We start from the raw sequence: 244 nt of genomic DNA, 5'->3' as shown, positions 1-244 counted from the left end.
TCACGACAGTCGAACCAGGTGCACCAGGTGTTGCAGGTGACACGGTCATCGAAGGTAATGATCTGGTCTACACAGTCAGCTTAAGCGCAGCGACAACGATTGCGTCGACTTATGCCTACAACTTAGGCGGTGGCACAGCAACCGCTGGTAGTGATTACAACAGCACAGCGACATTCAACAATGGTGTCACTTTGGTTGGTGGCAATCTGATTGTTCCAGCCGGTGTCAGCAGTTTCACAGTCAC

General features: G+C 51.6%; 1 protein-coding gene. It reads left to right on the top strand.

Annotation, left to right across the window (positions count from 1 at the left end; genetic code table 11):
• Positions 1–244 (top strand): hypothetical protein (locus H8K33_RS19680; protein WP_186892771.1); only part of this gene is annotated, 244 nt, incomplete at both ends.

This window comes from Affinundibacterium amnicola, assembly GCF_014284275.1.
Classification (GTDB): Bacteria; Pseudomonadota; Gammaproteobacteria; order Burkholderiales; family Burkholderiaceae_D; genus Undibacterium; species Undibacterium amnicola.
The sequence above is the reverse complement of the archived record's forward strand: the minus strand, read 5'-3'. Positions and strand labels throughout refer to the sequence as shown.